The organism is Citrobacter farmeri (assembly GCF_019048065.1).
In the GTDB taxonomy this organism is placed as follows: domain Bacteria; phylum Pseudomonadota; class Gammaproteobacteria; order Enterobacterales; family Enterobacteriaceae; genus Citrobacter_A; species Citrobacter_A farmeri.
In genome coordinates, this window is record NZ_CP077291.1 from 1,395,711 (window position 1) to 1,409,994 (window position 14,284).

Consider the following 14,284-nt stretch of genomic DNA (forward strand, 5'->3'; position numbering starts at 1 on the left):
TTAGTATTGATGATTGCCATTTTTTATATCGGGCTATCGCGTCGTAGGGAAAAGTGCCAGTTAGCTGGCACTTTCGTTGTCAGGATCAGCAAGAACGAACAGGTTAATTCCTTCTTATCTCCCTCCACCCCTTCATTTCTTTCGCGCCTTATTCAGCGACTGACCATTCCTGTGGATAGCGTGCCGGCACGAAACGCAGGGTGAGCGCCATAAGTCCGGCCACACAGAGGGCGTGGAACGTCCAGTCAAGCCAGTAATTGCCGCTCAGGCTCCGTAAGATACCGGAGAGCCAGGGAGAGAGGCCCGCGATTATAAAGCCAATCCCCTGCATAAAAGCGACTAATTTGCCGGATATCACCGGATGTTGGGCATGGTCCAGCGCCAGCACCAGACATAAAGGAAATGCGCCGCCCAGGCCGATACCGCAAACCACGGCCCAGAGGATTGGCAGTTGCGCAGGCCAGAGGATAAAACCGCAAAAGCCAAGCATCTGTAAGGCCAGCGTGAAAAGCAGCAGTTTACGACGATCCTGATGACGCGCAAGCATCGGCAATATTAGCGCCCCCGCTGTTTGACCGACGGTCATCAGAGCCAGCAGCGTGCCGCTGAACTGTGCGCTTTCGCCCAACTGAATATAGTACGGCGGCAGCCAGGCAATCAGGCTGCCGTAACCGCCATTGATCACGCCAAAATAGAGTCCCAGCGTCCAGGCGCGCGGGTTGAGTACGACGCGCACGGCAGCACTTTTCCGGTGAGGTGACGGCATCTCAGCTGAGCGAGGTTGTGCCAGCCAGCCGACCAGGGCAATCAGCGCAGGCAGAGCCCACCATGCCAGCGAGCGATACCAGAGTTCGCTATGTTGCGCGATCCACGGGGTCATCGCCGCGCCGAGTCCCCCTCCGCCCATTAATGCAGCTGACCAGAGCCCCATCACCTGCGGCATGCGACGATGAAAAAGGCGCTTAATTACCGTTGGCATGACAACCTGAACGATCCCAATACCGATACCGCCCAGCAGAGCGCTGCTCAGTAGTACGACGCTGTGCGGCGCCAGTTCGCGAAGCAACGCGCCGGTCGTAACCATCAACAGACTTAAGGCGACGCTAAGGCGCTCGCTGATATGGCGATTGATCCACCCTCCGGCCAGCGCCAGAGCCCCCATGGCGATCATCGGTAATGCTGTGAGCAGCGACGCCACGGCAAAGCTCATACCACTTGCGGCACGTAGTTGCGGCAAAAGTGGACCAACCGAGGTCAGCAGCGGACGCATATTCAGGCCAATCAGCACCAGAATCAGCAGGATTAGCCCAAAGTGGGGCGTTTTGTTCATGACTGTTTTTCAGCCCAGCGTTGATAAACTGCCAGCCCATTGGGTTGCGGAAGATGATGAACAGGCAGAGTTTGTTGCTCGAGGGGCTGCCGTAATTGCTGATAAATTGCCGCAGTGGAAAGACGGAATGTCTCACCATCGCCATTGCTGTTGGCGAACCAGACTTCTTTTACGCCGGTGAGATACATGGCACTAAGGCACATGGGGCACGGCTGACCGCTGGCGTAAACCACACATTCGCGAAGCGCCGCGCTGCCTGAATGAGCCGCAATCGCCCGAATGGCATTGAGCTCTGCATGCCCGGTGGGGTCATCATCCAGGTGTAGCGTGTTGACGGCTTCGGCGATCGCTTCGCCATTGCGGACAATAATCGCGCCAAACGGGCGTCCACCCTGTTCAACGTTGCGGGCTGCCAGGGCCAGTGCCTGTTGCAGATAATTATCATGTGCAGACATACTTTACTCCTGTGTACAGAGAAAAGAAGAACGATACGCCTGCGCGTACCGCTCTGATGGATTAGAAAGGCTTCGTGGGTAAATACTTACCATCGAGGGTAATTACGGCGCGCTCGCCGCCTTCCGGGTCCGCCACTTTTTTGACATCCAGCTTGAAGTTAATGGCGCTAATAATGCCGTCGCCAAATTTTTCGTGAACCAGCGCTTTTAACGTGGTGCCGTAAACCTGCAACATCTCATAGAAACGGTACATCGTCGGGTCTGTCGGTACGCGATCGTCAATACTGCCGCGCAATGGGATGGTCTGTAGCAACAATACTGCATCGCTGTCGAGAGCCAGTTTTTCGCCGACGAGACGCGCTGCATCGGCCGGGAGAGCATGTTGGCCAAGCAGCGCGGCGGTGACAAACGCTTCTGATAAGCCGGTGCCGTCCGCAAGTTGGGCAAACGTGAGATCTTTTTTGGCTTTGCTCAGCAGGATCTGGTCGGCCAGGGCCAGGCGAATATCACGGTTAATTTGCGACTGAATCATAATAGAACCTCTTTGATACGTTAAAAAATAGCTCAGGCTGCGGATGACTGGCGATAAGGCATCGCGCAGGTGTTTGGGTTTTCTGCCAGTGAAACGAACCGTCCGCGGGTGCCGTCGTAAGCGGCAATCTCAGCGCTTTCGATGTCATAGACCCAGCCGTGGAGCGCAATGCGTCCTTCTTCAAGTGCGAGACGCACTGAGGGATGGGTTTGAATGTTGGCGAGTTGCGCGATGACGTTTTCACGCACCATCGCGGCCGTTTTTTCAGCTAAAGAGGCATGCGTTCGTGACTCGTTGACTACGCGGGCGGAATCCGCATAGCGCAGCCAGTGATCGACGGCAGGCATGTGGTCCAGGCAGTGACACCCGGCAATCGCGGTCATCGCACCGCAATCGGAGTGCCCACAGATAACGATGTCGGTGACGCGAAGCGCAGAGACGGCGTATTCCACCGAGGCAGTCACCCCACCGGGTTCCGGGCCATATGACGGCACAATATTGCCGGCGTTGCGGATCACGAACAGATCGCCAGGCTCGCGCTGGGTGACCAGTTCGGGGACCAGGCGACTGTCCGAACAGGAGATGAATAACGCGCGGGGGTTTTGCTCAGTGGCAAGGCGTCTGAATAATTCCGCGCGTTCAGGAAATACATTGCGCTGAAATTTCAGGAAACCATCAATAATCTCTTTCACGAATAATCCTCTGTTTCGCTATGCGATGAACACAGGCTACGCGCTTCGTGTCATAAGATAAAAGACTCATTTATAATGGTGTCTATTGGAAAATCTTATAGGTAAGGGCGATGCTGGATCGACACACTCACTATTTTCTTGCCGTGGCGGAGCATCACGGATTCACCCGTGCAGCGGCGGCGCTGCACGTTTCGCAACCCGCGCTTTCGCAGCAAATCAGGCAACTGGAGGAGATGCTGGCCGTGCAGTTGTTCGATCGCAGTGGGCGAACGATCCGGTTGACCGACGCGGGAGAAGTCTATCTGCGCTATGCGCGCAGCGCGCTACAGGCGCTGGAAGAGGGCAAACGCGCCATTCATGATGTGGAGGATCTGAGTCGGGGCTCCCTGCGTGTTGCGGTCACACCGACTTTTACCGCCTGGTTTATCGGCCCGCTACTGGCTGAATACCATACCCGTTATCCCAATGTGACCTTACAACTACAGGAACTCTCACAGGATAAAATCGAAGAGATGGTGGTCAATGATGAACTGGATGTCGGCATTGCCTTTGATCAGGTTCACTCTGCGGATATCGATGCGCAGCCGTTGCTGACCGAGAACCTGGCCCTGGTCGTGGCGAATCATCATCCGCTGGCCGTGCAGGCGTCGGTGGATTTGAGCGTGCTCAATGACGAAAAGTTGATTTTATTGAACGCGGAGTTTGCTACCCGGGAGCAGATTGACCGTTACTGCCTACAGGCAGGACTGCGACCGCAGATTCTCATGGAGGCCAACTCTATTAGTGCTGTACTGGAGCTGGTGCGGCGCACCGGATTATCCACGTTGTTGCCTGCCCCCATCGCAGAACAGAGTCACGATCTCCAGGCGATTTCACTGACCCCGCAACTTCTCGAACGTACGGCCGTATTACTGCAGCGAAAAGGTGCCTGGCGAACCGCGGCTGCCAGGGCGTTTGTTGCGATGGCGCAAGAAGGCGTAACGGCTGGGAAAGCGGTAAGTTAATCGGGGATTTGGTGAGGTAAAACGCGGATCAGATAGTGATTGCATAAGGAAATCAGTTTGGGTATTTTTATGCAGTAAATGTGCATAAAAATAAAAGGAGAAGGGAATGTTCAGTCAGTGGATAAAAGCAGGATGTTTGATGATGGCGTTGACCGGGGCCGCTTTTGCAGCACAAGAAACTTACGTGGTCGGCGCGGGTGGCACCTATCGCCCGTTTGAGTTTGAAAACAGCCAGAAACAGCTGGAAGGCTTTGATATCGATATTATTAAAGCTATCGCTAAAGCGGAAAATTTTGATGTCAAACTGGTCAACACGCCGTGGGAAGGTATCTTCGCGACGCTGGGTTCCGGGGATCGCGACATTATTATCTCGGGGATCACCATCACGGATAAACGTAAGCAGATGGTGGATTTTTCTCTTCCTTATTTCCCGGCTGAGCAGTCAATTGTCGTTCCGGCTGATTCAAAAGTGAGTTCTCTGGACTCGCTGAAGACGGAAAAGGTTGGCGTCGTTAACTCCAGCACCGGTGACATTGTGGTTTCTGGCGTTCTGGGGAAAAACAGCACCGCGATTAAGCGTTTCGATAATACCCCGTTAATGCTACAGGAATTGTTTGAAGATGGTGTTAGCGCGGCGGTTGGCGATGTCGGTGTGGTGAAATACTACATCAAGCAGCATCCGGAAAAACAGTTCAAGCTCGTCCCGGATGCTAAGTTCGAACGCCAGTATTTTGGTATTGCGGTAGCCAAAGGGAATACCGAATTACAGCAGAAGATTAATGCGGGATTGAAGAAAATCATCGCTGATGGCACCTACGATAAAATTTATAAAACCTGGTTTGATAGCGAAGTCCCGACGCTTCCGTCAGAGTAATTTGCTTTATTAATTTTTTTAGGCTGACACGTTGTCTGTGTCAGCTTTTTTGCAGGGGAAAACCATGACGGGATTTCGTTGGGAAATCATCCAGGAGTATGCGCCATTGTTTATGGAAGGCGCGTGGATGACCATAAAATGTACCATCATCTGTGTCTGTCTTGGCACACTCTGGGGGTTGACGCTGGGGCTGGGCCGCATGGCGAAAGCCGAGCACGGCTTCTGGAAATACGCGCTCCGCTATTGTGTTCAGTATCCCGTTCGTTTCTACGTCAGCGCCTTTCGCGGAACGCCACTGTTTGTCCAGATCATGGTTGTCCATTTTGCGCTGGTGCCGCTGTTCATCAATCCCCGTGACGGGATGCTGGTTACCAGCGGACTGATGAGCGCCGATGTCGCCCGCGAATTGCGTTCGGGCTACGGTGCTTTCTTATCCTGTATTGTGGCGATCACGCTGAATGCCGGGGCCTATGTTTCTGAGATCTTCCGTGCGGGGATCCAATCGATTGACCCTGGTCAGATGGAAGCGTCGCGGGCGCTGGGAATGCCGTGGTGGAAAACCATGCGCAAAGTTATCCTGCCTCAGGCTTTTCGCCGTATTCTTCCTCCGCTGGGCAATAATGCCATCGCGATTGTCAAAGATTCCTCACTCGCCTCGGCAATCGGACTTGCCGATCTGGCCTATGCGGCGCGAACGGTTTCAGGTGCTTATGCAACCTACTGGGAACCCTACCTGACCATTTCGCTGGTGTACTGGGTACTCACCTTCCTGCTGGCACAGCTGGTTAACCGTCTGGAAAAAAGGTTTGGTAAAAGTGATCCACATTAAAAATTTACATAAACACTTTGGTGACAACCACGTTCTGCGCGGTATTGACTGTGATATCAAACCCCAGGAGGTGGTGTGTATCATTGGTCCATCGGGGTCCGGAAAAAGCACCTTCTTACGCTGCATGAATGCGCTCGAGACGGTTACCGAAGGCGAAGTCGTGGTGAATGGTTTTGCCGTTCACGATCGCAAAACCGATCTCAATAAAATGCGTGAAAGCGTCGGGATGGTGTTCCAGCGTTTTAATCTGTTTCCGCACATGACGGTGCTGGATAACCTGATGATGGCGCCGCAAATGCTGTTGGGGCTCTCCCGCAGTGAAGCGATTAACCGGGCTGAAATGCTGTTGGAAAAAGTCGGGTTAAGCGATAAACGCGATGCCTGGCCTTCACGCCTGTCGGGCGGTCAGCAGCAACGCGTGGCGATTGCACGCGCGCTGGCAATGAACCCCTCGATCATGCTGTTCGACGAGCCAACCTCGGCGCTGGACCCGGAGCTGGTTGGCGATGTGCTGGAGGTGATGAAGAACCTGGCCAATGAAGGCATGACCATGGCGATCGTCACCCATGAAATGGGATTTGCCCGTGAAGTGGCCGATCGGGTTATTTTTATCGATCACGGTATTATCCAGGAGGAAGGATCGCCGGAGGTACTTTTTACGTCGCCAGCAAATCCGCGAACGGCTGAATTTTTAAGTAAGGTTCTTTGATATAAGATGCCAGATCGGTATTTCCCGATCTGGCCATTTACGTCAGAAAATCAGATTTGCTCTTTTATTGTTTTGCTGCTGCCGTTTGTTTTTACCGACGCGATACCGACATCGCGCGACTGCGTGGAGGCGTACATCTGGCTGGTGCCAATGACCTGATGATTGCCTGCTTTTAAATTGAAGAAGAACTTACCATTCGACGCAGTTTTCGTTTCGTAGCGTTCGTCCAGCGGACTGTTCGACTGAACGGAAGCAATACCATTTTCTGCCGCCGCTTTCGTGGTATACAGTTCGCTCGTGAGGATCACCTCGCCATTCCCTGCTTTCAGTACAAAGCGGAACTGATCGTTTGTACTCTTACTTAATTCAAACCAACCGGCCATAATTATCACCTTTTTAAAAAGAGAGGAATTACCGCACCGTATTGAGCATAGTTTAATAATAATTTATCAGGCAATATTCGAAGGAATCTGAAAAGTCTCAAATAATCGCGGTGCAAAAGGAGGGGAATGAAACACGTCAATGTGCGTCTCGAAAAGCTCAGGAGTCGATTTCCGCCACCGGTTATTCTGTTAATCTTTGTGGTGGGAGATTGTCTTACCGCAAATCCGCGTTTTACCTTTGGTCTGGTTACCCAGGTTCTGAGCCTGGCGATAGCTGCGGTAAGCCTTGGCGTCATCATGACAACCGCGTGGCAAATGCATGTGAATCGCACCACGCTCAATCCGCTTCAGGCCGATAAAACGACGACGCTGGTCACGCGCGGATGCTATGCCTGGAGCCGAAATCCGATTTATCTTGGACTGAGCGGAGGACAACTTGCCGTTGCCCTCTGGATGGGCAGTCTGCCTGGCCTGATTGCCGTTCCACTCTTCATGTTGGCGGTGGCCAGGTTGCATATCGATTTTGAAGAGTTTCAGTTACATAAGCGCTTTGGGGCAGAGTGGGAGCACTACGCTAAGCAGGTTCGTCGCTGGCTATAAAAGGCCATCATGCTGGCTATCCGCAGATTGCGTCGACAAAGGCGATGGCATCAGCGACAGCATGGCGCGCCTGCCACGCAAGATGTCCGGGGCTGTCGGCGTCGCAGAAACCGTGCTGTGCATCGAACATATGACATTGCACCAGGGGCAATGTTTCCAGCTTCTGCTGCAGTGCTGTCGGGTCGAATGACGGCTCGTGGCGGGCCATGATCATCAGCGCAGGGCAGTGCGGTAACTCATCGCTGTACTGACGAATGCGAGAGCCATAGTGACAGATAACCCCATCACACAAGCCGCTTCCTGCGATTCGCCACGCAAGCGTTGCCCCGGTGCTGTAACCAATGACAATCAGTTTGCGATGTTGCGCGCGCAGTGTGGCAAGCAGCGTTAAGACGGGTTGGGGATCAAAACCCACGTGGTTTGAAAAATAGCGATAAGCTTCATCCTGTTGCGCATAACTGAAGGGACTGTCATGGGGGAAAAGCGCGGGAGTATAAACCGCGAACCCACGCGCTCGCCACATATCGCTGGTACGTTGTATATGTGCATTGATGCCGTAAATTTCATGCAGAATGACGACGGCATCTGACCGTTGGCTGGACATCTGCGGTTTAGTCGTCCGCTTTATGCGCCCAGGCTGGCATGGACGTCAGGAAGCGAATCGCACGCTTACGTGATTCCTCAGGGCCAACTTTTTGCCAGGAGTCAAGAAAACCCGCCAGGCCAGAAACGGCTTCATCCCAGGGCTTCAGATTGCCTTCGGCGTCGCTGCAATATGCGCAGTATTTATCGCTCGCTCCTTTGGCATCGGGTGCGGACAGCGGCATTCCGCAGGCGTGGCAAAACTGTTCTTGCTGTGACATGTAACGCTCCTTGTGTCCTGTGGTTGATGAATAAATATACGGTTATTTTTCGAGAAGAATCCGATGCCAGATCAAATAACCCTGTCAGATGTGTAACAAATATTGATTTGGTTTATGTATTGAGAAAATGAGGGTCTGTTAGTCTTACTGTCTCACCGATGACTCAAGGGATAGTTGTGCTGGAAATCTTTTCTTAACCCACTGAAAAATATCTTTAAATATTTTTCTCTTAGCAAAATTCATGGTTCGTTCAGGACGAATCCGTTTTTGTATGGGTTAAAAAAGGGTCAACATGCACCTCATATGGACCGTCAGTCCCGTGGGCTATCAGCGCATCGCGAAGCGCTGTCCTGCCTGCAATATCAAACGCGAATTCATCCCTTCCGGGGCTTTCAGAATGAATTCGCAAAAAAAGTTGCTGGATATCTGGAGCATCTATAAGTGTCTTCACTGTGATTACACCTGGAATATCAGCCTGTTCTCGCGACTCCCTGTCAACCGTATTGACCGCGATCTCTATGCGCGGATCGTTGCCAATGACGCAAGGGCGATCCAACTTTTCGCTCACGATCGCCACATTCTGAAGCGAAATAATGCCGAACTCTCCGGGAGCCCGGACTTTGCTGTTCGCGAGCAGTGGCGGATCACGTTTGCCCGGCATCAGCATCTGAAGGTGAGTATCAGATTAACGATCGCCTTTCAGGTCAGTCTGTTATCGGTGATGAAAAAGCAGTTGCGACTCAGTACGGGGGAGATAGCGCGGTGGGTTGCCGAGGGTAAGATTTGCGGTGTTACGCTGCGTGAACTCAAAAATCGTAAACGTCAGGATACGGCTTATGATTTCTGGATGAGCCCGGACGCGTTTTACGCGATCAGGAAAATGCGCATGGAAGCGAAACGCTAAACCAGGCGACGCCCGGCCTGCATGGCGGGCGTCAAAATTGGCGGGAAACGCAACGCCGAATCAGTTTCTTGTCTGGTGCTTTTCAAGGTAAATCATCGTCCGATCCGCGTGAATGGGGTTGCGACGGTATTCCTGATAACCCCTTGCTGGGGCATTCTCAGAAGCCACCTTCTTATTCTTAGGAGGTGGCTTCTATATTGAAGATGTTATTTTATCTGGCAGCGGCTCCTGCGGTTCCCCCAAATGCGCCGACTCCCAGGAGAAAACCAAAGTCATACCATCCGCCATTATTAGGAACGGAGTAAATAGCAATGGAATTATCAAACAGATGCCCAATCATCGCGAATACAGCAATCCATCCGTGCCACAATCCTGAGAAGAAACCCGGAGCCGACTCGTAAACCGCCCAATCCGATCGGCTTGCACAGCCAGTCAGCATCAGGGTTGCGACCACCACGAACGCTACTGCACTCATCTTTTTCATTCTCGATATTACCGTCATGAATTATCACCCTGAGATATGGATAACGGAGCACCTTAACATTTTCACCGTCAGCCACTTTTGCGCTACATCACGCATGCGGTGGTGTGTCGAATACCACGATAATTTGTACCGGTCCGGGAAACGGTAGCGTAAAGGTGCTTACATTCAATCGGTTTATGATTTCATCTTCTGGGCGGATTGTTTTGACCTGACTAACGGTGAATCAGTTGAGAGTCTTTCTGGTCAAATTGGGGATTCATAGATAATCGGAGCAGGAATACGTCATGGACTTTGTTAATTTCAACAGGTAATGATGAACATCAGGATAATAAAATGCCTTTTGTTATAGGGATGGATGGACGTTGGTGTTCGGCGGGATGGTGTCCCCTGCAGGAATCGAACCTGCAACTAGCCCTTAGGAGGGGCTCGTTATATCCATTTAACTAAGGGGACGAAGCGGCACCGAGTATACCGGTTTTTGTTTGTCTCGGTAAGTGAGGGGCCGCCTGACTGTTCAAACCGTCACCATTCAGGACTGTTTTTCCACCTTTTTCTGCGCGTTGTCTCTTTTTTGCGCCGTGATCCTGGCTTCTTCTTTACGCTTGTTGCTCATATCGTTGCGGATCTGCGCGTGGCTCATCAGGGCGAAGATAAAGGTACCGCCGCATATGTTTCCGGCAAGTGTCGGTAAGGCAAACGGCCAGAGGAAGTTGCTCCAGTGCAGCGTACCGTTGAATACCAGATAGAGAATTTCAACTGACCCAACCACGATGTGAGTGGTATCGCCCAACGCAATCAGCCACGTCATCAGGATAATCACCACGATCTTCGCCGCGCCAGCCGCCGGGAACATCCAGACCATCGTGGCAATCAGCCAGCCGGAAATAATAGCGTTGGCAAACATTTCCGCGGGGCTGTTTTTCATCACCTCCATGCCTATCTTAACGAACGCATCGCGGGTCTCTTCGTTAAAGATAGGCATATATTCAAAGGCCCACGCCGCAATCGCAGTGCCCAGAATATTCCCCAGCAATACAATGCCCCACAGCCGCATCAACAGCCCCGCGTTACCGAACGTCGGATTTTGCATCACGGGCAACACGGCCGTAACCGTGTTTTCGGTAAACAGCTGCTGACGAGCCATAATGACGATGATAAAGCCAAAGGTATAGCCGAGATTCTCCAGCAAGAAACTGCCCGGTACGCCCTCCAGTTTGACGTGGAAGATGCCTTTTGCCAGCAGTGAGGCACCCATTGAAAGTCCGGCGGCAATGGCTGACCACAACAGCGCCATCGCATCTCGCTCCAGCTCTTTCTCCCCGTCCTGACGAATATGCTCGTGAATCGCCATCGCCCGTGAAGGGAGGCGATCCTCATCCACTTCTATCTTCTTCCCGCTCTGTTTCTCTTCACTTTCGACAGCTAGCTCGTCGCTATGTTTATCTATCTTGTCGTTTTCATGATCAACCATCATTCATCCCCGATATGAGCACAGACAGAATAAAGCGTAGCGGTTTTTAGCCAGAACCCCGTGAAGACATACTCTGAAAACGCAAAAATGGTAACGTTTGTTTTTCTTCATCTCGCTAGAATAGAAGCGCGGCGATTCTGGTGTGACCAGGCTATGATCACATCAACGAGTTCGGTGATATAGACATCGTTTGACGTACTGTTACAATCGCTCACACCTTTACAGGCGGATACGATAGCGTTCCGTCATGGATGGCAATCAGCGATAGCCATAATTAACAGGGAGACATTTATGAAGCTTCGCCTGTCGGCGCTTGCGCTGGGAACCACACTGCTGGTGGGGTGTGCAAGTTCTGGCACAGAACAGCAGGGGCGTTCGGACCCGTTTGAAGGGTTCAACCGCACCATGTACAACTTCAACTTTAATGTGTTGGATCCGTATATCGTTCGACCGGTGGCTGTCGCCTGGCGTGATTATGTTCCGCAGCCTGCCCGTAATGGTCTGAGCAACTTCACCGGAAACCTGGAAGAACCAGCGGTAATGGTGAACTATTTCCTGCAGGGCGATCCGTATCAGGGGATGGTGCATTTCACCCGTTTCTTCCTCAACACGATTCTGGGGATGGGCGGTTTCATTGACGTCGCTGGTATGGCGAATCCGAAACTGCAACGCGTTGAGCCACATCGCTTCGGCAGCACCTTAGGTCATTATGGCGTAGGTTATGGTCCTTACGTGCAGTTACCGTTCTACGGTAGTTGGACTATCCGCGAGGACGGTGGTGATATGGCGGATACGCTCTATCCGGTTCTCTCCTGGCTGACCTGGCCGATGTCTATCGGCAAGTGGACGATTGAAGGGATTGAGACCCGCGCTCAGTTGCTGGATTCCGATGGCCTGCTGCGCCAGTCTTCCGATCCCTACATCATGGTTCGTGAAGCTTACTTCCAGCGTCATGACTTTATTGCGGATGGTGGGAAACTCAAGCCGCAGGAAAACCCGAACGCGCAGGCGATTCAGGACGAACTAAAAGAGATCGATTCCGAGTAAGCCGGTTTAGGCAAATAAAAAGGTGAGCTAAAAAGCTCACCTTTTTTACGTCTGCATCAAATCAGAATGCGTAGTTAAAGTTAGTACCGAACAGCCAGGCTTTACCTTCAGACTCGAACTGGTACGGACCTTCGTTAATTTTAACGCTCTGGCCGTGCATGTAAGAGACGCCAACGTCCACAGACGCATCTTTATTGAAGGCGTAGGTGGTACCGGCGCTCAGCCAGAAGCGGTCCTGATCCGGAATCGAGATAGAGCGGTTTTGTGACGGAACCGGGCTGTCATCGAAGGCGATACCGGTACGGAACGTCCAGTTATCATCGTAGTAGTAGGTGGTTCCCAGGGCGATACGGTAGGCGTCTTTAAAGCCTTCATCTTTCTGGAACAGCGTCTGACCACCGGTGGATTTCGCTTTCAGCTCCTGGAACTGACTCCAGCTGGTATATGCCAGGCTGTAGTGGATAGCCCACTGCGGTGCCACGCGGTTATAACCGGATACTTCCCACATTTCTGGCAGGTTCAGCGTCAGATAACCTGACTGGGTTGCACCGCCGGTAGCGGTCGGGATGCCCAGGTTATAGTTGTTGATCGCCGGCGGCAGATCGCTGCTGTAGTTACCTTTAAAGTCAATTTTGACTTCAGAACGGTAGGTCAACGCGTAACGGTTGTTCTTATCCAGTTCATACAGGATCCCGGCGTTCCAGCCGAAGCCCCATTGGTTACCGTTCAGGTGGGCAATTTTGGTATCGCTCGGGATGCCATTTGCGGTGGCCGCCAGTTGCTGACCCTGCGGTGTTTGTCCGGCGGGAGATTGCATCACCTGACCAGCGACCAGTTGACCCAGGTCACCGGCGAAGCGTTCGATTTTCGCACGCGCATAAACGGCGTTCAGACCAAGACCAAAGCTCCAGGCGTCATCTAAGCGATAGGCACCGCTTAAGTTGAGGTTCATGGTTTCGAGGTCGGTGGTACCGCCGACAGAACCGCCGGCGTAGGTATCGTTAAACTCTGTCGCCAGACCGTAGTTAGAGGTGATTGATGCCCCCCAACCGAACTGATCGTTGATTGGCGCAACAAAGTGCGCGTTTGGTACCCATGCTGTTGGGGCGATGTTGTCCGCATCAAGGCTACGGCCAGACGGCGAGCGTCCGCTGATGTTGACGTCCGGATCGATATAGACCGCACCGGCGGAGAACGTCGGGCGATCGAACATCGTGATCAGCGCTGGGTTACGGCTGACGTTACCTGCATCGTCTGCGATAGCGCCTTCACCCGAATAGGCCCGGCCGAGGCCAGAGGAAGAAAATTCGTTTAACTGAAAGCCTGCAGACCAGGCCTGGGTGGAGATGATTGCCACTGCGACTGCGAGAGCAGACTTTGTTAACAGGGTTTTCTGGCTCATGACCATAACCTCAATTGATTTATTTTTATACAAACTATGTTACATGGTGTAACAGGAGCGCGAAGTGTAGGGTCTGTGGGACGACTTAGAAATCAGACCAGTGGCGTGAGTATAGGTCTGATCAGCTGAAATGTTGCAAGTATGTTTATAAGTTTTTTCAATTGTGATCTCTAAAACGCGATCCAGTTGGCAAAATTGACGGCTTGCGCACTCATCCTTTTGGGTGAAATTTGTTTTAGATCATTTTTAAGTGTGATTTCGGTCACTTATCTCATTTCGCACAATTAACAACTGGAGAGGCGCATGTGGGGAGCGTAAAATATTCCCATCGTTTATCTGGCACCTTGGGTGCAAAATACAGAGGAAATCTACAATGAGTAAATGCAGTGCTGATGAAACCCCGGTTTGCTGCTGTATGGATGTTGGTACCATCATGGACAACTCCGATTGCACCGCATCATACAGCCGCGTGTTCGCTAACCGCGCAGAGGCTGAAGAGACGCTGGCGGCGCTGACCGAAAAAGCGCGTAGCGTGGAATCTGAACCGTGCAAAATCACCTCGACTTTCACCGAAGAGTCTGACGGTGTGCGTCTTGATATCGATTTCGTCTTCGCCTGCGAGGCCGAAACCCTGATCTTCCAGTTGGGTCTGCGTTAATCCCTCCTCGTTATTTTTGCTGCCCCGGTGAATTTTCCCGGGGCATT

The 14,284-nt window shown here is 52.3% G+C and carries 18 protein-coding genes and 1 tRNA gene; 8 read left to right on the forward strand and 11 right to left on the reverse strand.

Features of this window, described 5'->3' with window-relative positions; all coding sequences use genetic code 11:
• Positions 1 to 148: 148 nt before the first annotated feature.
• The 4 genes from I6L53_RS06500 to I6L53_RS06515 form a co-directional block, all read right to left on the reverse strand.
• Positions 149 to 1,330, reverse strand: a complete 1,182-nt coding sequence (locus I6L53_RS06500; protein ID WP_042317717.1) for a cyanate transporter — start codon at positions 1,328 to 1,330, stop codon at positions 149 to 151.
• On the reverse strand, positions 1,327 to 1,785 hold the full coding sequence (locus I6L53_RS06505; RefSeq protein WP_042317718.1) for a nucleoside deaminase: 459 nt from the start codon (positions 1,783 to 1,785) through the stop codon (positions 1,327 to 1,329). Before I6L53_RS06505 ends, I6L53_RS06500 begins: the two co-directional genes overlap by 4 nt.
• A gap of 61 nt (positions 1,786 to 1,846) precedes the next feature.
• Positions 1,847 to 2,317, reverse strand: coding sequence for a cyanase (gene cynS, locus I6L53_RS06510; RefSeq protein WP_042317719.1), 471 nt, complete (start codon positions 2,315 to 2,317; stop codon positions 1,847 to 1,849).
• 32 nt (positions 2,318 to 2,349) lie between these two features.
• Positions 2,350 to 3,009, reverse strand: coding sequence for a carbonic anhydrase (locus I6L53_RS06515; protein ID WP_042317720.1), 660 nt, complete (start codon positions 3,007 to 3,009; stop codon positions 2,350 to 2,352).
• A gap of 110 nt (positions 3,010 to 3,119) precedes the next feature.
• Between I6L53_RS06515 and cynR the strand changes: the two genes are divergently transcribed.
• The 4 genes from cynR (at position 3,120) to I6L53_RS06535 (ending at position 6,425) form a co-directional block, all read left to right on the forward strand.
• On the forward strand, positions 3,120 to 4,013 hold the full coding sequence (cynR, locus tag I6L53_RS06520) for a transcriptional regulator CynR (RefSeq protein WP_042317721.1): 894 nt from the start codon (positions 3,120 to 3,122) through the stop codon (positions 4,011 to 4,013).
• 106 nt (positions 4,014 to 4,119) lie between these two features.
• The gene (locus I6L53_RS06525) at positions 4,120 to 4,887 is read left to right on the forward strand and encodes a basic amino acid ABC transporter substrate-binding protein (protein WP_042317722.1); all 768 of its coding nucleotides are present in this window, start codon (positions 4,120 to 4,122) and stop codon (positions 4,885 to 4,887) included.
• A gap of 64 nt (positions 4,888 to 4,951) precedes the next feature.
• The gene (locus I6L53_RS06530; protein ID WP_042317723.1) at positions 4,952 to 5,716 is read left to right on the forward strand and encodes an amino acid ABC transporter permease; all 765 of its coding nucleotides are present in this window, start codon (positions 4,952 to 4,954) and stop codon (positions 5,714 to 5,716) included.
• On the forward strand, positions 5,703 to 6,425 hold the full coding sequence (locus I6L53_RS06535) for an amino acid ABC transporter ATP-binding protein (RefSeq protein ID WP_042317919.1): 723 nt from the start codon (positions 5,703 to 5,705) through the stop codon (positions 6,423 to 6,425). Before I6L53_RS06530 ends, I6L53_RS06535 begins: the two co-directional genes overlap by 14 nt.
• 50 nt (positions 6,426 to 6,475) lie before the next feature.
• Here I6L53_RS06535 and I6L53_RS06540 read toward each other — a convergent pair whose 3' ends face one another.
• Positions 6,476 to 6,808, reverse strand: coding sequence for a YegP family protein (locus I6L53_RS06540; protein WP_042317724.1), 333 nt, complete (start codon positions 6,806 to 6,808; stop codon positions 6,476 to 6,478).
• Positions 6,809 to 6,934: 126 nt separating this feature from the next.
• On the opposite strand from I6L53_RS06540, the gene I6L53_RS06545 reads away from it, so the two are divergent.
• Entirely contained in the window at positions 6,935 to 7,408 is a 474-nt protein-coding gene (locus I6L53_RS06545) for a methyltransferase family protein (protein ID WP_042317725.1), read from the forward strand.
• A 16-nt stretch (positions 7,409 to 7,424) separates the two neighbouring features.
• On the opposite strand, the gene I6L53_RS06550 is transcribed toward I6L53_RS06545, so the two are convergent.
• Both I6L53_RS06550 and I6L53_RS06555 read right to left on the reverse strand, forming a co-directional pair.
• The gene (locus I6L53_RS06550) at positions 7,425 to 8,012 is read right to left on the reverse strand and encodes a dienelactone hydrolase family protein (protein ID WP_042317727.1); all 588 of its coding nucleotides are present in this window, start codon (positions 8,010 to 8,012) and stop codon (positions 7,425 to 7,427) included.
• A 7-nt stretch (positions 8,013 to 8,019) separates the two neighbouring features.
• Entirely contained in the window at positions 8,020 to 8,229 is a 210-nt protein-coding gene (locus tag I6L53_RS06555) for a hypothetical protein (protein ID WP_253318425.1), read from the reverse strand.
• Between the two features lie 334 nt (positions 8,230 to 8,563).
• Between I6L53_RS06555 and I6L53_RS06560 the strand changes: the two genes are divergently transcribed.
• Positions 8,564 to 9,175 carry a DUF1062 domain-containing protein gene (locus I6L53_RS06560; protein WP_042317731.1) on the forward strand — a complete coding sequence of 204 codons (612 nt, stop codon included), beginning with the start codon at positions 8,564 to 8,566 and terminating at the stop codon, positions 9,173 to 9,175.
• 211 nt (positions 9,176 to 9,386) lie between these two features.
• Here I6L53_RS06560 and I6L53_RS06565 read toward each other — a convergent pair whose 3' ends face one another.
• The 3 genes from I6L53_RS06565 to I6L53_RS06575 form a co-directional block, all read right to left on the reverse strand.
• Positions 9,387 to 9,659: a hypothetical protein gene (locus tag I6L53_RS06565; protein ID WP_042317920.1), complete on the reverse strand. Its 273-nt coding sequence runs from the start codon at positions 9,657 to 9,659 to the stop codon at positions 9,387 to 9,389.
• A 378-nt stretch (positions 9,660 to 10,037) separates the two neighbouring features.
• Positions 10,038 to 10,112, reverse strand: a tRNA-Arg gene (locus tag I6L53_RS06570).
• Positions 10,113 to 10,188: 76 nt separating this feature from the next.
• Positions 10,189 to 11,130, reverse strand: a complete 942-nt coding sequence (locus tag I6L53_RS06575) for a formate/nitrite transporter family protein (protein ID WP_042317732.1) — start codon at positions 11,128 to 11,130, stop codon at positions 10,189 to 10,191.
• A 291-nt stretch (positions 11,131 to 11,421) separates the two neighbouring features.
• Here I6L53_RS06575 and mlaA point away from each other — a divergent pair, with 291 nt between their 5' ends.
• Positions 11,422 to 12,177 (forward strand): phospholipid-binding lipoprotein MlaA, encoded by a 756-nt coding sequence (gene mlaA / locus I6L53_RS06580; protein ID WP_042317733.1) that lies wholly within the window; start codon positions 11,422 to 11,424, stop codon positions 12,175 to 12,177.
• Between the two features lie 61 nt (positions 12,178 to 12,238).
• Here mlaA and fadL read toward each other — a convergent pair whose 3' ends face one another.
• Positions 12,239 to 13,579, reverse strand: coding sequence for a long-chain fatty acid transporter FadL (fadL, locus tag I6L53_RS06585; RefSeq protein WP_042317735.1), 1,341 nt, complete (start codon positions 13,577 to 13,579; stop codon positions 12,239 to 12,241).
• A 373-nt stretch (positions 13,580 to 13,952) separates the two neighbouring features.
• On the opposite strand from fadL, the gene I6L53_RS06590 reads away from it, so the two are divergent.
• The gene (locus I6L53_RS06590) at positions 13,953 to 14,237 is read left to right on the forward strand and encodes a YfcZ/YiiS family protein (protein ID WP_042317736.1); all 285 of its coding nucleotides are present in this window, start codon (positions 13,953 to 13,955) and stop codon (positions 14,235 to 14,237) included.
• The last annotated feature ends 47 nt before the right edge of the window (positions 14,238 to 14,284 follow it).

Excerpts from the sequence above, each read along its gene's own strand:
- I6L53_RS06500 (WP_042317717.1), bottom strand. The coding sequence starts at position 1,330 with ATGAACAAAACGCCCCACTTTGGGCTAATCCTGCTGATTCTGGTGCTG.
- I6L53_RS06505 (WP_042317718.1), bottom strand. The coding sequence starts at position 1,785 with ATGTCTGCACATGATAATTATCTGCAACAGGCACTGGCCCTGGCAGCC.
- cynS (WP_042317719.1), bottom strand. The coding sequence starts at position 2,317 with ATGATTCAGTCGCAAATTAACCGTGATATTCGCCTGGCCCTGGCCGAC.
- cynR (WP_042317721.1), top strand. The coding sequence starts at position 3,120 with ATGCTGGATCGACACACTCACTATTTTCTTGCCGTGGCGGAGCATCAC.
- I6L53_RS06525 (WP_042317722.1), top strand. The coding sequence starts at position 4,120 with ATGTTCAGTCAGTGGATAAAAGCAGGATGTTTGATGATGGCGTTGACC.
- I6L53_RS06530 (WP_042317723.1), top strand. The coding sequence starts at position 4,952 with ATGACGGGATTTCGTTGGGAAATCATCCAGGAGTATGCGCCATTGTTT.
- I6L53_RS06540 (WP_042317724.1), bottom strand. The coding sequence starts at position 6,808 with ATGGCCGGTTGGTTTGAATTAAGTAAGAGTACAAACGATCAGTTCCGC.
- I6L53_RS06545 (WP_042317725.1), top strand. The coding sequence starts at position 6,935 with ATGAAACACGTCAATGTGCGTCTCGAAAAGCTCAGGAGTCGATTTCCG.
- I6L53_RS06550 (WP_042317727.1), bottom strand. The coding sequence starts at position 8,012 with ATGTCCAGCCAACGGTCAGATGCCGTCGTCATTCTGCATGAAATTTAC.
- I6L53_RS06560 (WP_042317731.1), top strand. The coding sequence starts at position 8,564 with ATGCACCTCATATGGACCGTCAGTCCCGTGGGCTATCAGCGCATCGCG.
- I6L53_RS06565 (WP_042317920.1), bottom strand. The coding sequence starts at position 9,659 with ATGAAAAAGATGAGTGCAGTAGCGTTCGTGGTGGTCGCAACCCTGATG.
- I6L53_RS06575 (WP_042317732.1), bottom strand. The coding sequence starts at position 11,130 with ATGGTTGATCATGAAAACGACAAGATAGATAAACATAGCGACGAGCTA.
- mlaA (WP_042317733.1), top strand. The coding sequence starts at position 11,422 with ATGAAGCTTCGCCTGTCGGCGCTTGCGCTGGGAACCACACTGCTGGTG.
- fadL (WP_042317735.1), bottom strand. The coding sequence starts at position 13,579 with ATGAGCCAGAAAACCCTGTTAACAAAGTCTGCTCTCGCAGTCGCAGTG.
- I6L53_RS06590 (WP_042317736.1), top strand. The coding sequence starts at position 13,953 with ATGAGTAAATGCAGTGCTGATGAAACCCCGGTTTGCTGCTGTATGGAT.